At 49.0% G+C, this 18,226-nt stretch carries 18 protein-coding genes; 3 read left to right on the forward strand and 15 right to left on the reverse strand.

Annotation, left to right across the window (positions count from 1 at the left end):
• The 6 genes from NF543_RS22480 to eat all read right to left on the reverse strand — a co-directional run.
• Positions 1–2,286: S9 family peptidase (locus NF543_RS22480; protein WP_257670453.1), on the reverse strand; the 2,286-nt coding region annotated here is incomplete at its 3' end.
• A 137-nt stretch (positions 2,287–2,423) separates the two neighbouring features.
• Positions 2,424–3,788, reverse strand: coding sequence for an aldehyde dehydrogenase family protein (locus NF543_RS22485; protein ID WP_257670454.1), 1,365 nt, complete (start codon positions 3,786–3,788; stop codon positions 2,424–2,426).
• Positions 3,775–4,500, reverse strand: coding sequence for a gamma-glutamyl-gamma-aminobutyrate hydrolase family protein (locus NF543_RS22490; protein WP_257670455.1), 726 nt, complete (start codon positions 4,498–4,500; stop codon positions 3,775–3,777). The genes NF543_RS22485 and NF543_RS22490 overlap by 14 nt, the downstream gene beginning before the upstream one ends.
• Complete coding sequence (locus NF543_RS22495; RefSeq protein WP_257670456.1) at positions 4,497–5,645, reverse strand: iron-containing alcohol dehydrogenase; 1,149 nt, start codon at positions 5,643–5,645, stop codon at positions 4,497–4,499. Before NF543_RS22495 ends, NF543_RS22490 begins: the two co-directional genes overlap by 4 nt.
• Positions 5,646–5,715: 70 nt before the next feature.
• On the reverse strand, positions 5,716–7,074 hold the full coding sequence (locus NF543_RS22500) for a glutamine synthetase family protein (protein WP_257670457.1): 1,359 nt from the start codon (positions 7,072–7,074) through the stop codon (positions 5,716–5,718).
• Positions 7,071–8,375: an ethanolamine permease gene (eat, locus tag NF543_RS22505; protein ID WP_257670458.1), complete on the reverse strand. Its 1,305-nt coding sequence runs from the start codon at positions 8,373–8,375 to the stop codon at positions 7,071–7,073. Before eat ends, NF543_RS22500 begins: the two co-directional genes overlap by 4 nt.
• Positions 8,376–8,666: 291 nt before the next feature.
• On the opposite strand from eat, the gene NF543_RS22510 reads away from it, so the two are divergent.
• Positions 8,667–10,040 (forward strand): transglutaminase-like domain-containing protein, encoded by a 1,374-nt coding sequence (locus tag NF543_RS22510; RefSeq protein WP_257670459.1) that lies wholly within the window; start codon positions 8,667–8,669, stop codon positions 10,038–10,040.
• Between the two features lie 13 nt (positions 10,041–10,053).
• On the opposite strand, the gene NF543_RS22515 is transcribed toward NF543_RS22510, so the two are convergent.
• The 7 genes from NF543_RS22515 to NF543_RS22545 all read right to left on the reverse strand — a co-directional run bounded on the left by NF543_RS22515 (position 10,054) and on the right by NF543_RS22545 (position 14,071).
• Positions 10,054–10,260, reverse strand: coding sequence for a hypothetical protein (locus NF543_RS22515; protein ID WP_257670460.1), 207 nt, complete (start codon positions 10,258–10,260; stop codon positions 10,054–10,056).
• Between the two features lie 267 nt (positions 10,261–10,527).
• Complete coding sequence (locus tag NF543_RS22520; RefSeq protein ID WP_257670461.1) at positions 10,528–11,685, reverse strand: terpene synthase family protein; 1,158 nt, start codon at positions 11,683–11,685, stop codon at positions 10,528–10,530.
• Positions 11,686–11,760: 75 nt separating this feature from the next.
• Positions 11,761–12,408 carry a transposase gene (locus NF543_RS22525; protein ID WP_373275027.1) on the reverse strand — a complete coding sequence of 216 codons (648 nt, stop codon included), beginning with the start codon at positions 12,406–12,408 and terminating at the stop codon, positions 11,761–11,763.
• Positions 12,409–12,606: 198 nt separating this feature from the next.
• Entirely contained in the window at positions 12,607–12,777 is a 171-nt protein-coding gene (locus NF543_RS22530) for a hypothetical protein (protein WP_257670462.1), read from the reverse strand.
• A complete protein-coding gene (locus NF543_RS22535; protein ID WP_257670463.1) occupies positions 12,767–13,012 on the reverse strand; it encodes a hypothetical protein in 246 nt (81 codons plus the stop codon). Before NF543_RS22535 ends, NF543_RS22530 begins: the two co-directional genes overlap by 11 nt.
• Before the next feature lie 19 nt (positions 13,013–13,031).
• On the reverse strand, positions 13,032–13,451 hold the full coding sequence (locus NF543_RS22540) for a DUF5675 family protein (protein ID WP_257670464.1): 420 nt from the start codon (positions 13,449–13,451) through the stop codon (positions 13,032–13,034).
• Positions 13,436–14,071 carry a hypothetical protein gene (locus NF543_RS22545; RefSeq protein ID WP_257670465.1) on the reverse strand — a complete coding sequence of 212 codons (636 nt, stop codon included), beginning with the start codon at positions 14,069–14,071 and terminating at the stop codon, positions 13,436–13,438. The genes NF543_RS22540 and NF543_RS22545 overlap by 16 nt, the downstream gene beginning before the upstream one ends.
• Before the next feature lie 255 nt (positions 14,072–14,326).
• Between NF543_RS22545 and NF543_RS22550 the strand changes: the two genes are divergently transcribed.
• Together NF543_RS22550 and NF543_RS22555 are read left to right on the forward strand one after the other, a co-directional pair.
• A complete protein-coding gene (locus NF543_RS22550) occupies positions 14,327–15,763 on the forward strand; it encodes an AAA family ATPase (protein WP_257670466.1) in 1,437 nt (478 codons plus the stop codon).
• Between the two features lie 161 nt (positions 15,764–15,924).
• Positions 15,925–16,935 (forward strand): hypothetical protein, encoded by a 1,011-nt coding sequence (locus tag NF543_RS22555; protein WP_257957553.1) that lies wholly within the window; start codon positions 15,925–15,927, stop codon positions 16,933–16,935.
• 286 nt (positions 16,936–17,221) lie between these two features.
• Here the strand turns inward: NF543_RS22555 and NF543_RS22560 are convergent, their stop codons facing one another.
• Positions 17,222–17,605: a helix-turn-helix domain-containing protein gene (locus tag NF543_RS22560; RefSeq protein WP_257670469.1), complete on the reverse strand. Its 384-nt coding sequence runs from the start codon at positions 17,603–17,605 to the stop codon at positions 17,222–17,224.
• Positions 17,606–17,645: 40 nt separating this feature from the next.
• The gene (locus NF543_RS22565; RefSeq protein WP_257670470.1) at positions 17,646–18,218 is read right to left on the reverse strand and encodes a hypothetical protein; all 573 of its coding nucleotides are present in this window, start codon (positions 18,216–18,218) and stop codon (positions 17,646–17,648) included.
• Positions 18,219–18,226: the final 8 nt, after the last annotated feature.

The following is an 18,226-nucleotide window of genomic DNA, read 5'->3' on the forward strand; positions in this document are numbered from 1 at the left end:
CGCCAACTCCCAATTGTCTTTACCTAATTCAATAAGCCGCTGGCTTAACCGTACAATGTCTTGGAAATGCACATTCACATCCACCATACCATGGCACATCAAGAGGTGGCCTTGTAATCCTTCTGCAAAATAGATGGGAGAAGAGCGTTTGTAAGCAATGGGGTCGGCAAACGGCTCATTCAGAATGTTTGCGGTATACCCATGGTTATAATGTGCCCAATCGGTTACCGACCGTAAAGCTGCCCCTGCCGCAAACACTTCCGGTTCGTTAAATAGGGCCATCAATGTGATGAATCCACCATACGATCCCCCGTAGATACCGATATTCTTAGCATTTACACCGTATTTTTCTACCAGCAATTTCGCGCCATCCACCTGGTCACTGAGGTCCTTACCTCCCATATGCCGATAAATTCCGGTACGATGGTCGCGCCCATAACCCGAGCTGGCGGTATAGTCTATATCCAGTACGGTATAGCCCAGGTCTGCCAATAAGTTGTGGAACATATATTCCCTAAAATATTGGCTCCACCAGTAATGTACATTTTGCAAGTACCCAGCGCCATGCACAAAGATTACGGCAGGTTTATTGGGTTTGGGATTAGCGGGTTGATAGAGACGGGCATATACCTCGTCGCCATGCCTATTTTCAAATGAAATCACTTCCGGCTCACGCCAAGGATAAGCATTGAATTCATCGGTAAGTGACTCCGTGATTTTCACGGCCTGCGCGCCAGGTTTATTTTCTTGGAGGTACAGTTCCCATGGTTTATTTGAATAGGAATGGCGTATGGCCAGCCATTTTTCATCGGGAGAAAGGGAAATCTCATTGCCTCCTTTCATGTGGGTAAGCTTGGTGGCTTCGCCCCCTGCAACCGGGATACGATAAAAATGGGTAATCCCCGGATGCTCCATATTGGCCGTCAAATAAAAGTGCTTTTTATCTGTCGACAACTGTAGGCTCCGCACCTCCCATCGCCCCGAAGTAAGCTGCCACTTTTCACCCGTTCGCACGTTGGCGCTATAAGCATGCGAATGCCCAGAAGCCTCACTTTGGAAATAGATGGTTTCTGTATCGATCCATCCCACATTGCCTCCTCCCCAAGACCCGCCTATGCCGGGCCCTGCAATCCATGCCTCATCACGTTGCCGGTCAATCAAGTGCAATGATCCATCTTCGGGATCCAACCGCATAATCCACCTATCCTTATTGTCGGCTGCCGTTATGACCACAAAAGCTAGCGTGCCAGCTTCGTTCCACGCCACTTGGCTTACATGTACTTGCCGGTCCTCATTTTCCTCCAATATCGCGGCTTTCTGCTCGGGATATTCGTCCCAGAAATCGGGCAGGTCTTTAATGCCCGGTATCGCTGTGGTATTCACCTTATATACGGTGTCACGTTGCCTATCGTAAATGTATGTCTTGGATGTAGACAAGGCATTGCCCACTTTCGTTCGAGCAGAGATATCTTCTGTATAACTAGATTCGGTCACATAATTGGGCACGATGGTATTTTTATTGCCTTCCGCACGCGATGTAACCCGGTATGTGATGTATCGTTCACTTGGATCCAGTTGCTGCATGGACAGCATGTCTTCACCGATATGGATTAGCTTTACATCCGGTGCCGGGCGATTGGAGCGCCGCTGCTCGTTCCTGACCGAGTCTCGTCTTTTCCTATCTTTCAACACGTCAAACAGCTCAAGTTGATCATTTTGCACCCATTTGTTTTGTGCGGTTATTTGGCCCGCACGGTCACGTTGCCTACCCCCAGACGTGGCTCCTCCCTTGTTGAAATTGCTAAGCTGCACCAATTCATGTTTATCCAGTGAAATGGCAAATAGGTTGTCACCCTGCAGGAAGATTACATGCTTATCGTCCTTGCCAAAACGTGGGGCACTTTCCTGCGCCGTTGTATGGGTTAGACGTGTTTCATCCCCCGATTTCAATTCCCGCATATAAATGTCGCCATCTCGCTCGAACAAAATCCGGCTTCGCGACTTGTTATACGTGTATTGGCGAATGATCGCCTTCCGATCATGATCGTTTACTTTCTCGGGCGTACGGTTTTTGGTCGAAATGCGATACAACGATGCTAAATCTGCTGCTTCCGGATTCCAATTGAAATAAAGCCGGCCAGTACCCAGATCCCAGGACACGTTTTCAGGAGTGGAACCTATCCATTTAGGATCCTGCATGATTTTTTCGACTGTGAGTGCCGAATGCTGTGCGTATGTTGGTAAATATAGGCCAACGAAAGCGACGATAACTAATTTTTTATACATCAACATGATGGTCTTTGAGGTTGGAAAACTACTGGCTAATGTAATTACTTTTTAAATAATCGAGATGTAACAATTTGGATTGAGAGCCCATCTGCCCCGTATAAGGATCGGTTTTGGTATGTTTGTCGGACTCGAAATCAACCATTCAGATGCCAAGCCTTGGGTTTGGTAAATGCCCGCAGTCCTTGGTGCGACAAGGTAGCGCCTATTCCGGAATGCCGGCGACCACTCCATGGTAGGGCGGCACTCACACGATCGCAGCAATTCCAGTAAGCCGACCCGACATCGAGCCGAGAGAGTATAGCCGTCGCCCGGGTTTTATCTTGCGTATACACCCCTGCCGTGAGGCCATAGGCGGTATCCTGCATCAACGTAAGCGCCTCATTGTCATCTGCCACTTTCATGATGCCGATGATAGGGCCAAAACTCTCTTCGCGCATGACTGCCATGCGATGGTCTACATCTACCAGCACGGTAGGTGCAAAATAATACCCCTTCCCTTCCAACCGATGGCCTCCCGTCACTACCTTAGCCCCTTTAGTTACCGCATCGGCAACCTGTTCTTCCAGTATACCTATTTGATTGGGACGGGTGAGTGGCCCGAAGTATATGCCTTCATCGGTCGGACTCCCTATTTTCCAAGAGTTTATCTCCGCCGTGAAAGCCGCTACATACGCTTCATAAACCTTTTCATGTACGTATATCCGCTCTACCGAGCAGCAGCTTTGCCCATTGTTGTAAAACGCACCATCAGCCGTGGCCGCGGCTACAGCTCCAATATCATCTAAGTTATCCGTGATATAAATAGGATCCTTGCCCCCGAGCTCCAACTGGCAAGGCACCATCTTTGGGGCTACTTGCTCGTAGATGAACTTACCCGTTGCATGGGACCCTGTAAAGAAGTACCCATCTAATTCCATTCCCAAAAGCATCTTTCCCACTCCGCCTGCACCCATGGCCACTTGAAAAGCTCCATCAGGCACCCCGGCCCGTTTCAGTAGCCTCTCGATCTGCAACCCCGTTTGGGTGGCATATTCCGATGGCTTGTATAAGACCGCATTTCCAGCCAACAAGGCAGGCACAAATACATTTACCCCAACGAGATAGGGATAGTTCCAAGCGGAGATGTTGCCTACCACACCCAAGGGTTCGTAGCGGATTATTTCCTCACGAGTACCATTGGATACCATCGTTTCATCCGACAAATACCGCACTGCATGCTCAGCCAACCAAGCAATACGGCCGATAGCTCCTTTAACCTCATTCTTCGCCTGCCATAGCGGCTTACCTGTTTCCGCGGTCAACGTGGCTGCCAACATAGCCGTGTTCGACTCCAACAGTTCCATGAATTGTTTTATGATATCTACGCGTTCCAGCAGTGTTTTACGCGACCAGTGGGGCTGGCCAGCTCTTAACAACAGGTATTTAGCGGATAGGGTCTCCGCTGTGTCTTCCTCCAGTTCCACTAAGATTTCTTCCGTAGCAGGATTAATGACCTTCATGCGTTTTATGATTAAATTCCTTCACTTCTTTTATAAACGTTTCACGAATGTTTTTCACAAACGGGGCTTCGTGGTCTTCCATTCTTTCTGGATGCCACTGTACCAAGCACATAAACGCGTGTTTCTGTAGCTCCTTCCACTCCAAAGCCTCTACCACACCGTCTATGGACATGGCCGAGGCCGCCAACCCTTTGCCGATTTTGCCTGCGCTTTGGTGGTGCAAGCTGTTGACGGTGCCCTCCGATTGACCGATTATTCCATATAGCTGCGAATGATTGTCCACATAAATGGTGTGGTCCCGTTCCTTGCCATCTGGTAGTTTCGTTGCGTGGTCAAATTTCCCCCAGCTTGGTATGTCGGGAATCAATGTGCCCCCATGGAATACGTTGATGAGTTGTAGCCCCCGGCATACGCCCAACAAAGGCATGGGTCTATTGAGTGTATATCGCAGCAATTGGAATTCAAATTCATCGCGGCGTTCATCGAAATCAGGCGGTGAGCAATAGGATAGGTATTCCAACTTGCCATAATAGGATGGGTGTACATCTTCCCCCCCTGTAAATACCAGACCTTGGCACTTCTCTACCTCGCCAAAATTATCCAACGCATACCCCAGCCGGATGATTTCCACATCCGCAGCGTGGCCAACTACCCAATCGGCATACTGTTCATACATCCGACCATCCGTCATTCCAATTATTAACTTACTCATAAAGCCTGCTCGTATAATGCCTTAAAATCAGTGCGGCTCACCGGTTTGGGATTATTGGGATGGGCAAAGTCAGCAATGGCCATATCAGCCAACGTATCGAGCTGTTCCGATTTCACCCCGATATCACGCAAGCGGCTGGGTATGTGTATACGTTCATTGAGCTCCTTAATGTATTTCACCACCGCTTCACCGGTTTCTTCCTTCAATTCAAGCGTTCGCGCTATGCGCCTGAATTGCTCTTCACAACCGATGATATTGAACGCCATGCCATACGGAAGGTTCACCGCATTGGCCAGTCCATGGTGTGTATCCAATAGCGAAGACAATGGGTGCGCCAGGGAGTGCACCACGCCGAGTCCTTTCTGGAAAGCTATGGCACCCATCATGGAAGCCAATAACATATTGGCTCTTGATGTCTCATCAGGTTGTCCTACCGCGTTTTCGAGCGACCGCCCGATCATACGTATCCCTTCCAGCGCAATACCATCACATATCGGGTTCGGATTTTTGGCTAAAAATGCTTCAAGATTATGGGTTAATGCATCCATTCCTGTTGCCGCGGTGATGGGTGCCGGCAGGTCCATGGTCAAGAGCGGGTCGGCAAAGACCACCTTGGCCATCAGTTTTGGTGAAAAAAGGATTCGCTTTTGGTGGGTTTCATCATCGGCAATGATGGCACTCCTTCCTACCTCGCTACCTGTACCTGCCGTAGTGGGAATAGCAATGAAATGTGGCACATCATTCGTCACATAAACATCTCCTCCAATGAGGTCATCGTATTTGAATAAATCTTCCCGATGGTTTACACGAAGCGCGATTGCACGGGCAATATCCAATGCCGCTCCGCCACCGATCCCGATAATGCAATCGCGTTTGGTGTCATCCCATACCTGTGTTCCTTTGTAAACATCAGACTTTACGGGATTTTTATGGGTATCAGCAAACACTTCCACTCCGATACCCTTGGCCATGAGCTCATTCACAATGCCTTTGAAAAAGGGCAATTGGGCAATTACCGCATCCGTGACTACCAATGGCCGCGACAAATTTTGTTGCCGCAGGTAAGATGGCAGTTCTTTCACTGCACCGCAACCAAAACGGATGGTCGTGGGAATATTAAATTGTATGATTGGATCTATATTCATTTTTTATAGCTATCGGCTCTGGACTTCCAGTCCTCGGACTCTTGTCTTCGATTTTCCCAACTCCCCCACTTCAAATAATTTCAAAATACCGCTTCAATTCCCAATCGGTTACCGCCTTGGCGAATTGCTTCCATTCCCATTCTCGTGTACAACAAAAATGGTCAACAAACGCTTCACCGAAAAGTTCTTTCGCGATTTCGGAGTGTTTCATCTGCTGGGTCGATTCATATAAATTAGCCGGCAATGTACCATTTGACTCATCACGGTATCCATTGCCTACGGTAGCGGGTTGGTTTAAGGTAAGGCCATGTTTGATACCGTATAAGCCCGAGGCCAAGCAAGCAGCCATGGCCAAGTATGGATTGGTATCTGAACCCACAACGCGGGTCTCCAATCGGGCCGATTTCTCCCCTTCTGATAGTACGCGCAAGGCCACGGTACGGTTATCTACCCCCCAGGTGCGCGTAGTGGGTGCCCATGCGCCTTCCACCAACCGTTTATAGCTGTTGACGTTGGGTGCATACATCGGTAGTACATGTGGCAAGCAATACAGTTGCCCAGCGATATACCGCTTCATGAGTGTGCTCATCTTTTGGGAATCGCCATCTTCATAAAACAAATTCCGTTTCGTTTCCCCATCCCACAAGCTTTGGTGCACATGCCCACTGCACCCCGGTAAGCTTTCGTTCCATTTAGCCATAAATGTGGCGATAATCCCATGTTTATAGCCAATTTCCTTAACCGCGGTTTTAAACAGCACTGCCCTATCCGCCGCTTCCAACGCATGGGTATACGCAATGGCCGCCTCATATACACCAGGGCCTGTCTCTGTATGCAGCCCTTCCAATGGCACGTCAAAAGCTCTCAGCAACAAAAACAAATCACTGCTAAACTCATTTTTTAGTGAGCTCCTCAAGATGGAATATCCAAACATCCCCGGTGTCAATGGCTTCAACCCCTGAAAGCTTTTCTGATACAAGCTATCCGGCGTTTCGGAGAAGTTGAACCATTCAAACTCCTGAGCAAAAAAAGGTTTGAATCCCATTTCATGGCACTTCCCGATAACTTTACGGAGCAGCTGCCGGGGGCAAACGGGGGCAGCGTTTCCCTCCTCGTCCACAAAATCGCCCAGTAAAAAGGGCAGTTCATTTTCCCAAGGGATCTTCCGGAACGTATTGCCATCCAGCTGGAGTTGCATATCCGGATAACCTGTATGCCAACCTGTAAACCGGGCATTGTCATAAGCCAAGTCACTTGAATCCCAACCGAAAACCACATCGCAAAAACCCAATCCTTTGTCGGCTACCGTGTTGAATTTCTCGGCAGAAATATATTTCCCCCGTAGTACGCCATCAATGTCACAGGCCGCCAATTTGACTTTTGACGCCGGATGGACATTGATATATTCCTTAATCTGTTGAACTATCATCGCCTGAAGTGTTTGAAAAGACCATAAAACACGCCTAAAATAGCTATGTAAATTAAACCAATTTCCCAATTATAAACAAACATGGCTATCAGGGATATGCTGCCCACCACAAGCACAATACCTGGAAATACCGGATACATTGGCACCCGGAAAGGCCGCTCCAACGCAGGTTCCTGCTTCCGTAAGCGAATAAGCGCCACCATAGCAATCACATAGAGCGTGAGCGCCCCGAAGACGGCCATGGTGATGATTTCTCCCGTTCGCCCAGAAAACAAAGCCAGCAGACCCACCACCATATTACCCAACAGCGCATAAGCGGGTGTGCGGAACTTATTGGATACCCTGCCGAAAATACTGGGGAAATTACGCGCTTTGCCCATTTCATAGGTCGATCGCCCGGCGGCTAATATCAGTCCGTGGAATGATGCCACCAACCCGAATAACCCCACAGTAATCAGTAGGTGGTACATCAGGTGGTTATCGCCTGTCACGATGGAAAGCGCCAAGGGCAAGGGCGAATCTGATGTTGCTCCACTTACGCCATTTTGATAAACAATGGCTTCCCAACCACCTACTCCCACCGACGATATAAAAACCAACGCGCACAGCATGGCGAGGGTAAAGATGGCCCAACCAAAACCTTTCTGGATGTCACGTTGCGGGTTTTTGGTTTCCTCGGCCACATTGGCAATGCCTTCGATACCGAGGAAGAACCAAATGGCAAAAGGGATAGCAGCGAATACACCCGACCATCCATTTGGAAAAGCATTTCGGCTCAGGTTGGCTGCGTCGAAGTTTGGCGTAACGATGCCGACAAAAAGCAGCAATTCGCCAACAGCCAGTACGGTGATGACCATTTCGAAGATGGCCGCTACCTTGACACCAATGATATTGAGCCCGGTGAACAACAGGTAGGCAACAACTGCACTGGCAATAATGGGTACATCTGGGAAAAAAGCATTGAAATATGCGCCGATGGCAAAGGCAATGGCCGGAGGGGCAAACACAAACTCCACGGTTTGGGCAATACCCGCAATAAATGCAACATTCTTGCCAAGGGCACGTTCAGCATAATCAAACACTCCCCCAGCCTTGGGGATGGCACAAGCCAGTTCCGAATAGCTGAAGGTAAAGGTAATGTACATCAGCATCACGGCTACCGTGGCTATGGCCATGCCCAGCGTGCCCCCCTTTTCCAAGCCCAAATTCCAACCGAAATACATGCCGGAAATCACGTAGCCCACCCCCAGTGCCCAGAGTGCAAAGGGGGAGAGCGTTTTTTGTAGGTTTACTGTACTCATTTGTTGAGTTTTAATGTTGGAAGACGGAAAACCGAAGACCGAAATTGGAGGATCAAGGACCAGAGCCAGGAGATCGAAGTCAGAAGGCTTACTGCTTCAAAGGGTTCCTATGCCCCGCTAAATATAGGAAAAATACTTAATCCATTAAACGCTGTGGTGTTCGGCAGGGGCACAATGTTAATATAGATGCTAGATTAGTGAATTTAGATATGTAGTTTTGTGTTATGTATTAAGGAAACAGGTTGAAATATAGTTAGAACCTGTTGCTGGACAGTATAAACTTAATTATGTATGACACGCTCACTTCGTATTTTAACGTTAATACTTACCTCGTTCATACTGTCTTGCAATTCCGGATCAACGGAAAAAGAGGATGGAAAATTAGACAACACGGTTCCAACAGTAGTTACGGCCGATATAGAAGCGGGGATTAAAGCCCACATAGACGAACAAGTAAAAAAGGGCGGCGGGTATTTCCACATGAAAACAGCTGACAAAGATTTAAAACTGGAGTTGGTACGCGTACACACCGAATACCTTGCCAATTTGGGGCCACGTAGTCATTTTGCCTGTGTGGACCTTGCCGATGTAAGTGGCGATGTGTATGATGTTGATTTTTTCTTGGAGGGTGATCCCGGCGAAATGAACGTTACAAAAACAACCCTGCACAAGTTAAACGGGAAACCTTTTTACACATGGAAGCAGCACAAAGATAAAACGTGGCATAGGGTTCCCGTTGAAGCTGCTTCAAATGAACTATTGGGGGTTATAGAAGGGGTGGATACGTTTGAATTCCGTTACGAGGTTACCCTGCCCGAAATGAAAGACAATGCTAAAATGTGGGTGCCTGTACCGGGTAGCAACCGTTTTCAAACGGTTGAATTACGATCGATTGAAGTTCCCGGAAAACACAAAATGCTAGAAGAAAAAAAATACGGCAATACGATCATGTACATGGAGTTTTCCCCTGAGGATAGTGGCAAAAAAGTAGCATTGGTTTATCAGGTAACAAGTCACGAAAAGAACCCATATGAAGAAGCAACTACCAATCCCGGCCGCTATTTGGAGGCTAATTCACTATTGCCTGTTGATGACCGTTTCAGAAAGCTGGCGGACTCTATCATAGCCCAGAAAAAAGACGAAAACACCCTGATGCAAGCCCGTGCGCTATACGATCATATTATAGATAATATGCGCTATATGAAATTTGGCGAGTTTGGTACCGGCGATGCGGTTTATGCCTGCGATGCCCTTACAGGTAACTGTACCGAATTTCACTCGCTTTTTATTTCCTTGGCAAGATCGGCAGATATACCTGCACGTTTTGCTATAGGAGCGGCTATTCCCGCTGAACGCGATGAAGGAGGTATTGACGGTTATCACTGCTGGGCAGAGTTTTATGCGGAAGGAAAATGGTGGCCTATAGACATCAGTGAAGCCAATAAGTATACGGCACTTGCTACCTATTATTTTGGCCGTAACCCGGCAAACCGTATCGAATTCAGTCGCGGGCGCGATTTAAAAGTAGAACCAGGGCCCAATTCGGGGGCAATCAATTTTTTTGCTTACCCCGTTTTGGAAGTTGGGGGTACTCCGGTAGCCGCAGCGACATTCTTTTCGTTTAACAGAAAAAAAATGGAACTAACAGCCAACTCAAAGTCATAAAAAAGTTAATTCCCTAATTATCTGGATGTTCAGAACTATCGGTCGGATGTTCCTCAGAAGAATCAGTCGGATGCTCATCTTGAGCCTCTGATCCATCTGTTTGTTCGATGTCACCTTCCTTTTGGCCGGTATTGTTACATGCGGTTAGCGATGTAGCAAACACAAAACCAAACAAAAGCATTGCCCAGCTAAGGTACTTGAAATTTTTAATTCTGTCCATTATTTAAGATTTTTTAATTGAACTCATTTAAACTTTTTTAATTGAAGTGAAAAGATCATTTTGCAACCAACCTGCCTTTGCCGGAAGGCAGGTTAGAAAAAGTTTAAACAAGTTGATATTCTTGTTAAAATGATCCCTAAGAATAAAGTCAAAAAAAGGTATCAACTCCAGCCTTTTCACAGGAAGCTTTTTTCATTGACAATAAATGTCAGTCCATCCTCTATTGTCTACCTCAAAATGGTAATGGAAGTTTTGAAATGATAGATGCTACTCTATCATTTCTGCAAACTTATGTATTATGATATCTGGGTTTTGTTCATTCTCTTTGTGGTAAACTGTTCCCTCTGAGCTCCATTCCATATAACCTGTTGTAATAACACCTTCCCAGTTTCTACCATGGTACCGTTTGCTTTGACGATGCCAATAAGAATTTCCAGACATATAGTATTCCATTCCATTGATAAACGTACGTACGGCTTTTGAAATATTTTCCCCACTATTATACCATTTATCCTTAACTCTTATATATTCATGACGCGACCACTCAATCTGGCTGCATACCTCCTCAACGGCTTCCTGCAGATTCATTTTTCCATTGCTGACCATAATAGCAATAATATTATTCACATTTTCCAATGTACCATGCTTACATTCCTTAAATAAAGAAAATAAATCATTCACTAATGCTACTTGCCAGGTGCATAATCTTTCCAGCTCCTGTACATTAGGATGATAGTATTCCTCATCCGTCATTTCAACATCATACAGATATTCTATCATTAATGTACAAGGTATGGATGCCAGGCTGTTAATACGATAAGCTTTATAGGTTTGTAAATCCAATTCTTTTTCTTTTCCCTGCATTTGAATTTGTACTGAAGCACCTTCTATATATTCTTTAAAGCGGTTAATATATCTGTTACGAATTGTAGGAGACTGAGAATCCAGTATTTTTTTCATATAATCAAATATAGCCCGTTGATAAGGACGAGCTGCCGTTGCCATTGAAATATTACGCAATAATTTTTTATGCCAAGGCGTATTATCCCGCAGGGTTTCTAATAATGCTATTGCACGCTTCCAATATTTTTTTGTTGCTTCTACATTATTACTTCCATCTCCCCACGGTTCTTCGGCATGGTCGTCATTTATAGTAAAGAGTTGAAAATACTTGCTAATTGTACAAAACTTTTCCATACTGATAGTAAATGGAAAGCACAAAGCTCCCCAATATACACAATTACATTCAATAGTATGTAATGCCGCTTCACGGGTTTTAAAATTGCCTCTTGCCAATGCCCAGTTTATCAGTTCATCTTTTATTTTTTCATTGTAAAAAGAGCTGCATTTGATTTCAAAAGGGTCATAAAGCTCCCGCATATAAAAACGAAGCGAAGTTGTTTCGGTGTTAATTGTTGTTTTCATGTTGAACTCGTTTTAATTTTTTTCTTTTTGATGGGTTTGAACTTTTTCAAAGGTAACACAATAAAAGCAAGATAGTTAAACCCTGCCCTTATCACCATTACACCTGTTGAAGCAGATTTTGGCATTGATTTCCTTTTGGGCACCAGCCTGTCGGAAATCCTTGGAATCAAAGCCCGCATCAGCATTGAGGAACAACCCATCCACACGGAGGTCAGCATCTTCCAGAGTACCAGTGACTACTTCGAACTGCACCTCAATGTTATACAGGTCGTTATGATTGCCTGTGACAGGTTCAGACATAGCTAAAGGTAGACCCTGCCTTTCGCTAAGGTATAGAGCATTGGTGGTTTTACGCTTCTTATGGCCTTGGTATTCCACTTGTTCCCCGCCCCTGATGGCCGAGGTGTGACTGCCATCCAGATCCACGCTGGAAAGGTCGAGTTTTGATTTATGGCGGTTGAGGAAGCTCACCCAACAGTCTTTCCAAAACCCGCACAGGCACCACTTCCGGTAATGGTAATAAACCGACTGCCAACTTAGCACTTTACTGTCAAAAAGAGCCTTTACAGGCAATTGATGCCACTGGACACCGCTCTTGAGCTTGTAGAGGATTGCGTTAATAATCTCAGCCAATGGAACAGTCGGGGCAAATCCTAGATTAGTCTTGGGTATGTAGGGGACAATTTCCATTTCTATCGTATCTTTGTCAAGTACAAAGTACATAAAGGGTTGGTTTAGATAATTGTATGTTTCGCAACATAAATATCTTCAACCCTTTTTATATTTAATAAAAGTTTAAATCACTTCATTAATTAAATATGATTGCTCGAAGGTAGTAAATATTAATCAAACCTCATTATGAGTGCGTTGGTTTGAATTTAAAAGGTTCAGCCCGCGAAACGGCGAGCTGAACCATCATGGCTATCTTCGCCGCTGCCAGCGTTGCAACAGCAACGTTACGGCAAAGCTTACCGCCGCACCTATGGCTGCCAATACAGCCGTTTTCAGCACATCGTGCAGGCCAAGCTGGCCGATGATGCCCAGCAAGGTACCACCGGTGGTGCCGATGCCAAGTTGTTGGCTAGCTCGCATCAGTCGGGGCCTCCCCTCCTTCCGCGGGCTTGTCGGTACTGTTTGTTTGCCGCTCGATGGCATCCAGCAATCCGATGGCCAGCGCCACGTATTTGGCCGCAGCCACCACCTTGGTGGGCAGTTTCAGCGGGGCGCTGATGATTACCTGGGCCGCCAAGGCAAGCCCGTTTTTGATTTTACCATACCATGTCGGCTTCTCCGCATTGGGAAGCCCTGTTGTTTTGTTGTTTTCCATTGCTTTTTTTGTTTATTTGTTAAACCACCTCCAGCCATACATCCTCCCCGGCTTCCAGCACCGGTACCACCACATTCTCCACACGTTCCATTGCTACGCGGCTATGGATACCCCTGCCAGGTCCGGTATGTTTCGTCACCGGCGCAATACAACCCCGCAGTTCCGTCACCGCGTTATTAGCCGCATGGATGAGGATACCGCTCCGGCCGGGCACACCTTCCACGATGATCCGCATACCGAAGCGTTTGGAGGGGTAAAGCCTCAAGCGGTAGCGGCCTTCGGGGATGCAGCTTACATTTCGTCGGTTATTCCGCCAAGGCAGCTCGATGGTGTGGCAGATGGGCTTTCCGTGCACCAGCAATGTGCCGTTGGTGCCATTGGGAAGGTACCCACGCTCCAACCGGAGCGTGAGGTACCCTTGGGTTAGAGCGCTATGCATGATGCTGGTTCGCTCCATTCCGATTTGCCATAGCCATTGCACGCACGGGCTTGCGCGTAATAGCGCACCGTCTCCGTTGCCGGGGCGATTACATTGCCCACGGACGAGGTCGTCACGAATGGCTCCCCCCATTGAGGCTCGGCATCGCCTTCGGCCTTCGTTCCGTAGCGGTACTCATAGTAGAGTGCACCTACCACTTTGTACACGCTGAATACCAACTGGCCCGATTGGCGGCCGCGCGCCAGCAGGGCTCCGAAGGGCTGTGCCGGCACCCGTCCTTGCTGCGGGTAGGCCGTGGCCCGGAATCCGGAACTGAGCAACACCGTCAGGTTGCCGTTGGCCGTGGTGCTTACATAGAAGGCCAGCCGTTTAAGCAGGTCGGCCAGTACCAGCCGCGCATCGTTCTTGGCCGATGTTTCCTCCGGGCCACTGCGTTTGCGGGCAATGGCCAGCTTGGCCGAGAAGTCGTCGCGGGCTGCCGTCACCTCAGCCAGGTCCGGCGTAGGGGTTGGGAAATTGGCATTGCCATCCATGGCCTGCAGTACTGTGCTAGCCTGGACCAGCAATTCGTCATCGGGGAATTTGGTGAAGCCTCCCCGGGCTTGGTGCTTAATGTTCATCACATTAAAAATTTAAGTGAAACCATAACAACCGGGACCATCCCGGTCTATAAGAGCAAATTAGCATGGGTCGGCGGGATGGAAAGAATTTTGGCGGCAAATGGCGGGAATTGGCGGGAATCGCCGCCAAACAGCGCCAACTATTGCCCGCCAACCGATGGTTTTATGGAATATATTTGGCGAACAATAGCATTATTATTTGCCAAATCATATAAAAATTATCTACATTTGGCGAGTAATAGAAATTAAACCGGTATGAGCAAAACGATCATCGGCAGGGCAGCGGAACAGGAAATCCTGGCACGTTTGCTAGCGAACAAGCAATCAGACTTACTGGCGATCTATGGGAGGCGCCGGGTCGGGAAAACCTTTCTGATTACCCAGTGCTATGCAAAAAATCTACGATTTTATTGTAGCGGGCAGCTGGAAGGCAATTTGCAGGTACAGCTCTATAATTTTAAAGCGCAATTGGAGGCCTATTTCCCGAATGAAACCCTGGACATACCCGGGAACTGGCAGGAAGCCTTTTCACTACTTCGCACATGCATCAATGGACTGCGCGGAGCCGACAAAAAAGTACTCTTCTTCGATGAACTACCTTGGTTGGATACCCACCGATCGGGTTTCCTTGCTGCTTTCGGCTACTTTTGGAATGTATATGCCTCCCAACGCACGGACCTTTTGGTAGTCATCTGTGGTTCCGCAGCCTCATGGATGATCAGAAAAGTGGTCAACAACAAGGGGGGGCTCCACAATCGGATCACGCAACGCATACGCTTGATGCCTTTTTCGTTGCAGGAAACCGAGGCCTACCTAAAGGCAAAAAACATCCATTTCAACAGGTATCAATTGCTGCAGCTCTATATGGTCATTGGCGGCATACCCCATTACCTCAACGCTGTCCAAAGGGGGTTGAGCGTACCACAGATCATCGACCGGAGCTGCTTTCACAAAGAGGGTGTGTTATACCACGAATTCAGCAACCTCTACCACGCGCTATTTAAAAATGCCACCATACACCTCACGCTCATCCGGGCACTGGCGAGTCGTCCCATGGGGCTTACCCGGACACAGATCCTTGATGCATCCGGCCTCGATACCGGCGGTGGGGTAACCACGGCATTGGAGGAGCTGGAGGAGAGCGGCTTCATTGCCAAGGCGCTTCCCTTCGGGAAAAAACTCAAGGACACCCTATTCCGGCTTGCAGACGAATATTCCTACTTCTACCTCCGGTTCATTGAGGGAAAGCTTTCCACCGAGCGGGGGCAATGGATGGCACTGAGCCAATCGCCTGCTTACCGTGCTTGGTGTGGCTATGCGTTTGAAAACTGCTGTTTACGGCATATCGGCCAAATCAAGCGGGCGCTTGGCATACCCGGTGTCGCCACCACGCAATCATCATGGCACCTCGCCGGAAACGGCACCAAAGACGGGGCGCAGGTAGACTTGCTGATCGATCGCGCAGACCAGACCATCAATCTCTGCGAAATGAAATTCAGTGAGCAGCCTTTTGTGATCAATAAACCCTATGCAGCGATACTTCAACGGAAGATACTGGCTTTCAAACAAAACACCCAGACGAAAAAAAACACGCAACTCATCCTGATTACCACGTACGGCGTCGACGACAACGCTTACCGGCAGCAGCTGGTGGATGGCGAAGTGACCATGGATAATCTTTTTGGGGAGTAATTGACGCGCCAGCGGGAGAAAAAAGCCCTTTCCCCAGGCTGGCCGGACGCTTCCCCGAGGTAGCCTGCCACTTCCCCGTAGGAGCTGGCCCTTTCCCCGGACAGGGAAGCGGCAACGCCGTATGGGGACATCCTTTCCCCGGGCAGGGAAGCCGTAAAGGCATGCGGGGAAGCTCCCTTCCCGTATGGGGAAGCGGTTCCGTCGTACGGGGACAAGGCTCCGAAGTACGGGGAGGAGACTTCCCCGGGGTAGCCCGCCACTTCCCCGTAGGAACCGGCCATTTCCCCGGACGGGGAAGCGGCAACGCCGTATGGGGACATCCTTTCCCCGGGCGGGGAAGCCATAAAGGCATACGGGGAAACGCCCGTCCCGTATGGGGAAGCGGTTCCGTCGTACGGGGACAAGGCTCCGAAGTACGGGGAGGAGACTTCCCCGGGGTAGCCCGCCACTTCCCCGCAGGAACCGGCCATTTCCCCGGACGGGGAAGCGGCAACGCCGTATGGGGACATCCTTTCCCCGGGCGGGGAAGCCATAAAGGCATACGGGGAAACGCCCGTCCCGTATGGGGAAGCGGTTCCGTCGTACGGGGACAAGGCTCCGAAGTACGGGGAGGAGACTTCCCCGGGGTAGCCCGCCACTTCCCCGCAGGAACCGGCCATTTCCCCGGACGGGGAAGCGGCAACGCCGTATGGGGACATCCTTTCCCCGGGCGGGGAAGCCATAAAGGCATACGGGGAAACGCCCGTCCCGTATGGGGAAGCGGTTCCGTCGTACGGGGACAAGGCTCCGAAGTACGGGGAGGAGACTTCCCCGGGGTAGCCCGCCACTTCCCCGCAGGAACCGGCCATTTCCCCGGACGGGGAAGCGGCAACGCCGTATGGGGACATCCTTTCCCCGGGCGGGGAAGCCATAAAGGCATACGGGGAAACGCCCGTCCCGTATGGGGAAGCGGTTCCGTCGTACGGGGACAAGGCTCCGAAGTACGGGGAGGAGACTTCCCCGGGGTAGCCCGCCACTTCCCCGCAGGAACCGGCCATTTCCCCATGGCGGGAAGCCGTAAAGACATACGGGGAAACCCGCGATCCTACCGCCGGAGCCGGCATTCCCTCCTGGTTTACCTTTTCCTTTTTTACTTTTTTAAGTGTTTATTGCCTTGTAAAAATGTATTATAAAGAAGGGAATTGCCTTTCCTTTTTGTACTTTTGTAGACAGAATGATAAATAGCTATGTATTTAAAAAGGTATATTGATCGGGAGTTAGCCAATTGGAGTGAAATCAGGGGAAAAAGGCTCCATGTAGAGTTTACATTTATTTATGCAGGAAAAGAACGTGTCCACGGGAATACGCACCTCTCTTGAAAACTTCGGAAAAGTAAACTTGATACAAATATATCCGTTATATGCCGTGTCGACAATAAATAAACCAAACTAGTACAGTAAAATAGTAAGCCTTGCAGGCCTACACCCGCCCTTTCTTGCGGCTTTCTTCCATGGCCTTCTCCAAATCCTCGGGATAGTAGAAATCTTGGCCTATGCCGTGCGGCTTCAGCAGGCCTTTGGCCTTATGGCGGTCGTAGGTGCGCTCGCTGATGCCGAGCAGCTTGATGGTTTCCTGCTTGTAGATTTTGCGCTGCACGAGGAGTGGCGAGGCCATCAACGGCTTGGTATTGGCCGCGATTTCGGCGAGGCGGTCGGCCATCATCTGCTGTGCGGTGGTCTGCGCAACGGGCAAATCTACCGCACGGCAGCATTGATGATTGTCTTTCTGCAGGGCCACTAATGTTTCCATAAGCTGGTGCATGTTTTCTACAGCCTTGCGGATGCGTGATAGTTCTTTTTCCATAGGTATTAGGAATTCAAGGCCGGAGCCGCGGGATAAGTCTTCAGCCGCGGGGAAGCCCCTGGTCAATACGCCTGATCAGGTTCATCAGGATTTGTTTTACTTTTTTACGTGATCCTTCGTGCCGCAGACTATAGCGCTTTTTCAGGCTGTCGTACGATAACTTGCTGTGCCGTTCGGTATGCCCGTACCGGCTCAGGTAGCGGAATACCGGCCGCAGGGTCTCGGTCTGGATGACCCCCTCTTCAATCAGGAGGCGCACTAGGAAAAGCACTTCCAGGGTGGTCATCGAAAACGTCACGGACGCCGATTCGTCGTAATTGAAGTGCCGGTCCATCCGTTCTACCAGATCCGCATAAAACGCATGCTGCTCGTTCCACCACAGCCGTTTCATCCGCTCCGCCTCGGGCAGCGCACACAGGATACGTTGCTGCAGTTCCTGGCGGGCATCCACTTCCAGCTGCCATTCTTCCAACTGGCTGTCCGTCTCGGCGATCAGATCGCTCAGCCCGTCATTCAAGCGGCGGAGCGTTGTTTCATCCCAGGGTATGGCCCCGCGGTCAGTGTCCCACACCCGCTCAATCTCGCGGCTGATCCGATCCAGTTGCTTGCTCACCATCACCT

The sequence above is a fragment of the Parapedobacter tibetensis genome (assembly GCF_024704835.1).
Lineage (GTDB): Bacteria > Bacteroidota > Bacteroidia > Sphingobacteriales > Sphingobacteriaceae > Parapedobacter > Parapedobacter tibetensis.

Excerpts from the sequence above, each read along its gene's own strand:
- NF543_RS22485 (WP_257670454.1), bottom strand. The coding sequence starts at position 3,788 with ATGAAGGTCATTAATCCTGCTACGGAAGAAATCTTAGTGGAACTGGAG.
- NF543_RS22490 (WP_257670455.1), bottom strand. The coding sequence starts at position 4,500 with ATGAGTAAGTTAATAATTGGAATGACGGATGGTCGGATGTATGAACAG.
- NF543_RS22495 (WP_257670456.1), bottom strand. The coding sequence starts at position 5,645 with ATGAATATAGATCCAATCATACAATTTAATATTCCCACGACCATCCGT.
- NF543_RS22500 (WP_257670457.1), bottom strand. The coding sequence starts at position 7,074 with ATGATAGTTCAACAGATTAAGGAATATATCAATGTCCATCCGGCGTCA.
- eat (WP_257670458.1), bottom strand. The coding sequence starts at position 8,375 with ATGAGTACAGTAAACCTACAAAAAACGCTCTCCCCCTTTGCACTCTGG.
- NF543_RS22510 (WP_257670459.1), top strand. The coding sequence starts at position 8,667 with ATGACACGCTCACTTCGTATTTTAACGTTAATACTTACCTCGTTCATA.
- NF543_RS22515 (WP_257670460.1), bottom strand. The coding sequence starts at position 10,260 with ATGGACAGAATTAAAAATTTCAAGTACCTTAGCTGGGCAATGCTTTTG.
- NF543_RS22520 (WP_257670461.1), bottom strand. The coding sequence starts at position 11,685 with ATGAAAACAACAATTAACACCGAAACAACTTCGCTTCGTTTTTATATG.
- NF543_RS22525 (WP_373275027.1), bottom strand. The coding sequence starts at position 12,408 with ATGTACTTTGTACTTGACAAAGATACGATAGAAATGGAAATTGTCCCC.
- NF543_RS22530 (WP_257670462.1), bottom strand. The coding sequence starts at position 12,777 with ATGCGAGCTAGCCAACAACTTGGCATCGGCACCACCGGTGGTACCTTG.
- NF543_RS22535 (WP_257670463.1), bottom strand. The coding sequence starts at position 13,012 with ATGGAAAACAACAAAACAACAGGGCTTCCCAATGCGGAGAAGCCGACA.
- NF543_RS22540 (WP_257670464.1), bottom strand. The coding sequence starts at position 13,451 with ATGCATAGCGCTCTAACCCAAGGGTACCTCACGCTCCGGTTGGAGCGT.
- NF543_RS22545 (WP_257670465.1), bottom strand. The coding sequence starts at position 14,071 with ATGAACATTAAGCACCAAGCCCGGGGAGGCTTCACCAAATTCCCCGAT.
- NF543_RS22550 (WP_257670466.1), top strand. The coding sequence starts at position 14,327 with ATGAGCAAAACGATCATCGGCAGGGCAGCGGAACAGGAAATCCTGGCA.
- NF543_RS22555 (WP_257957553.1), top strand. The coding sequence starts at position 15,925 with ATGCGGGGAAGCTCCCTTCCCGTATGGGGAAGCGGTTCCGTCGTACGG.
- NF543_RS22560 (WP_257670469.1), bottom strand. The coding sequence starts at position 17,605 with ATGGAAAAAGAACTATCACGCATCCGCAAGGCTGTAGAAAACATGCAC.